The sequence below is a fragment of the Romboutsia sp. genome (genome assembly GCF_035470145.1).
In the GTDB taxonomy this organism is placed as follows: domain Bacteria; phylum Bacillota; class Clostridia; order Peptostreptococcales; family Peptostreptococcaceae; genus Romboutsia_D.
This window is the reverse complement of sequence record NZ_DATIRC010000133.1, coordinates 1-3,920: the sequence shown is the minus strand read 5'-3', so window position 1 is coordinate 3,920 and position 3,920 is coordinate 1. Positions and strand designations below refer to the sequence as shown.

General features: G+C 26.7%; 4 protein-coding genes. 2 read left to right on the top strand and 2 right to left on the bottom strand.

What is annotated here, in order from left to right; all coding sequences use genetic code 11:
- Positions 1–363: 363 nt before the first annotated feature.
- A complete protein-coding gene (locus VLM92_RS05325) occupies positions 364–771 on the top strand; it encodes a bacteriohemerythrin (protein ID WP_325275318.1) in 408 nt (135 codons plus the stop codon).
- Between the two features lie 196 nt (positions 772–967).
- Here the strand turns inward: VLM92_RS05325 and VLM92_RS05320 are convergent, their stop codons facing one another.
- Positions 968–1,579: an acetate uptake transporter gene (locus VLM92_RS05320; RefSeq protein ID WP_325275317.1), complete on the bottom strand. Its 612-nt coding sequence runs from the start codon at positions 1,577–1,579 to the stop codon at positions 968–970.
- Positions 1,580–2,003: 424 nt separating this feature from the next.
- Here VLM92_RS05320 and VLM92_RS05315 point away from each other — a divergent pair, with 424 nt between their 5' ends.
- The gene (locus VLM92_RS05315; protein WP_325275316.1) at positions 2,004–2,630 is read left to right on the top strand and encodes a DUF421 domain-containing protein; all 627 of its coding nucleotides are present in this window, start codon (positions 2,004–2,006) and stop codon (positions 2,628–2,630) included.
- 215 nt (positions 2,631–2,845) lie between these two features.
- Here VLM92_RS05315 and VLM92_RS05310 read toward each other — a convergent pair whose 3' ends face one another.
- Entirely contained in the window at positions 2,846–3,598 is a 753-nt protein-coding gene (locus tag VLM92_RS05310; protein ID WP_325275315.1) for a hypothetical protein, read from the bottom strand.
- Between the last annotated feature and the right edge of the window lie 322 nt (positions 3,599–3,920).

Sequence of the window (3,920 nt, the reverse complement as noted above, 5' to 3'; positions counted from 1 at the left end):
AATATATTTCAATGGTATAGAGGGGTTCAGAACGGTTAAACTCTACCATGAAACTCTTTACAATATTTTATATAATTATCAACGAGGATTTTTTCTTATGATTTTAGGATAAGGAATGATGAACCGTATCACAAGTAAGTGATACGGTTTTTCATTATTCAAAAATAGTAAAAACTATTAATAGACTTATAACAAAAACTATATAGAAATTTTATTGATTGAATTTTTGTATGGCTATAATTGAAATAATAATATAAATGATGGAGACTTTATGCTTGAAAATTGACTTTAGTATAATATAGTGATATAATTTTGTTAAAATTTGTAAAAAATAATACATGTATAGATTGTGGGGGACAAAAAATGGCATATAAATTGTCGGATGATTTACTAACAGGGAACATGCAAATTGATACAGAACATAAAGAACTGATAAAAGCAATTAATAATTTATTAGAAGCTTGTAGCGTAGGAAAGGGTAGAACTGAAGTAGAAAAGACAGTAAAATTTTTATCTTCTTATACAAAAACACATTTTGCTCATGAAGAAGCTTTACAAATGAGATATAACTACCCTGATTACAAAAATCATAAAAAGGACCATCAACACTTTATAGAAACTGTTGAAAGTATACATAAAAAACTTTTATCAAATGGACAAAGTATTGTGTTGGTTGGGGAAGTTAATAGTAAAGTTGCTAACTGGATAATTAACCATATAAAAAGAGAAGATGTTAAGGTGGCAGAACATATAAGAAATAATTCTAAATAATTAAATAAAAATAGATAGTATGTAAATAAAAACTACCTCTATACCAGAAAATAAAAGACTCCTTATGATTATGTTTGTATGAAACCTACATTTTATCATAAAGAGTCTTTTGTTTTTCTAATATATTGTGATTAATTATACAATTTAAGAATTTAGTTATAAATATACTTTAAAATATTCTTAAACAAGATAATAATTATTTTTTAAATATACCAAACGGCTTTCCAACTGGTAAAAATACTCTTCCAAAGTGAGTATTTAATACAGCAGCAGCAGAACCATAGAATGATACTATTGCTATTGATAATTCAGAATATGCTGCAAATTGATGACTAGCATGCTCCGCTATACCAAATGAAGTCAATGTTAACCCTATAAATAAAAAGTCTATAAGTACAAATATTATAAATAATACCTTATGAGTTTCCATTGCCCCTATAGTCATAAATAATGAGAATATTAAATATCCTAAGTAAGCAAATCCTAATTGTTTAGTATCAGCAGCTGCTGCCAATTCAGGACCAAATACTCCATTTTGTATTAACCATGTAAATCCAATTGCAGACCAGAAAAATGCAAAACCACCAAAAGCAGTAGCTCCAAATGTATTGTTGTGCTTGAAGTCATTTATACAGGCAAATAATTGAGCAGTAGCTCCTAAAAATATTGCCCATGGTAAAATTAATGATACCCCTGAAGTTATTCCTAGTTTTTGAGATGATGCAACTAATGTGATCATTGCTAGTCCAAAAAGTCCTAATGCTGAAGGGTCAGCTGTTACAACTTTTACTTTTGTTTCATTTGTCATTGTTAGTCCTCCTATAAGTCTAAATACTACATAAATAAGTATTATGTATACATAATACTTATTTATAATATCACAAACTTTCTTATAAGTATATAAGAAAATTTATAAATAGATAAGATAGTAGGAGAATTTTATTTAGGCTTAAATAAATCGGATAATTCCCTTCTTATGTGAGAGTTAATGTCATAGCAGCCGTAAGATAGTATCTCCATTCTTGATTTATGGAAAATGATTTCTTATAGCTATTTTTGTATGAATCGTTACATTACCCCTATATGAGAGAATCTTTAAAGAGGAAATGAATATTTGTTAAGGGTGAGGTGAATATTAAATATGAAGAAATTAATACAAGGAGTATACTATGACAAGAGAAATTATAGGAGTAGTTTTTAGGAGCATCTTTACTTATATTATTCTATTAGTCTTGGGAAGAATAATTGGAAGAAAATTGATATCAAAGATAACGTTTTTTGATTTTATAGTTGGAATTACCCTTGGGTCTATTTCAGTAAGAATAGCATTAGGTTCACAAGAATCACCATTTTTAGCTACAATTTCAGCAATTGTTATTACTATATTGGTTGTTATTACAGATTATTTAGATATTAAAAGTATTAATTTCAGAAAATTAGTTGATGGTGAGCCGATTATACTAATAAGCAATGGTAAACTATTAGATTATAATTTAAAAAAAGTAAAGATTACTATAAATAAGTTAATGATGCAATTAAGAGAAAAAGACGTATTTAATATAGATGATGTAGCACTTGCAGCCGTAGAGAGTGATGGAGAATTGACTGTATTACTAAAAGTGAATAAACAACCAATAACAACTGGCGACTTAAATATTTCAACAAACTATAATGGATTAACCAGGGATATAATTATTGATGGTAAAATAATGTACAATAATTTAAAATGCACTAATCATGATGAGCAATGGCTTAGAGAACAACTCAAGACTCATAATGTTTGTAATGTAGAGGAAGTTTTCTATGCTGGTTTAAATGCTGCAGGGATTTTGTATGTTTCAACAAAAACAAAGCAATGAAAAATAGATATTGAACCCAAAAACAACTTATCATTTAAAATGTTAAATAAGCAAAATCCACCAAAAGTATTGTCATTTTATTATGATAATACTTTTTTAGTACATAATAAATCAATCAATAAAAAGGTTCTTAGATAATATCTAAAAACCTAATCTTTCTAAAATTAATAATAAATATATTATTTGTATCAGCATCAAATAAGCTATCTTCTTCTTTAAAAAAAGTTAGTAGCATTCTTAGTTTTTAATTTTTTAGAAACTTTCCTACTGTCAAAATTATATTGAGGTAATAATAATCCTTTATAAATAACTTCAAATTCAGAATTTATTAAACTTGCTAAGGTTTCAATTACACCTAAAGTATCAGCATTTGCTATGCCTACAATTCTTTGCTGTATAAGAAGTTGGTATGCATCATTATAAACTTGTTTTATTGGATAAATTGCATTAGGAGAATCTACATATGGTTCATAATTAGGTTTAACGGCTCCTTTGGGTGTATATATTTGTTCTAAATATTCTTTTGGTCGTGAGGATATATCTATAGAATATTTTTTATCATCGCAATTTACGTGTACTTTATAATTATCTTTATATTTAGCTGTACAAGGATTATTTTGATTAACTAGGTCTTGATTAAATATTTCTATTAGCCTTTTATCTTCATATTTGTAAATAACTGCAATTTCAAATCCACCAGAGCCACCAAATGCACCTCTTACCATAATTTCTGATTTATTATCTCCAGTAAAATCACCTACAAAAAGTTGCATGCTATATCCACTATATGGAAAATTTATTGATATAGGTTCTCCATTTTCTGGATTTAGAACAAGTTCTATATTATCTGCATATGGGATATCTTTGAATGGGTATACTCCTACAAGTGTTACTTTATCTTTTGAGTACTCATCTGTTATATTACCTGAATTGACATCTATAATGACTTTTTTAGTATTATCTGCCATATTACTTTCCACCCCTTGTATATTAAATTTTTGCAACTATATTATTTTATGATATTTATAAAATTAGTGTTAACATAAAAAATATACACATCATAGGTTTATAGAGATATAATAAATATTAAGTTTTATAAAAATTATTTTATTGAAAAGGTAGGAGATAATGAGGGAGATAATAACATATTCATTATGCAAATATGATGAGAATTCGGATAAATATTATGAAGAAGTATCAATTTTTACTGATGAAGTAATAAGTGAAATGTTTAATTCTACTGATGTATGCGCAAAAGATTTTCAAGATTTTATAGTTAAAAATCATATA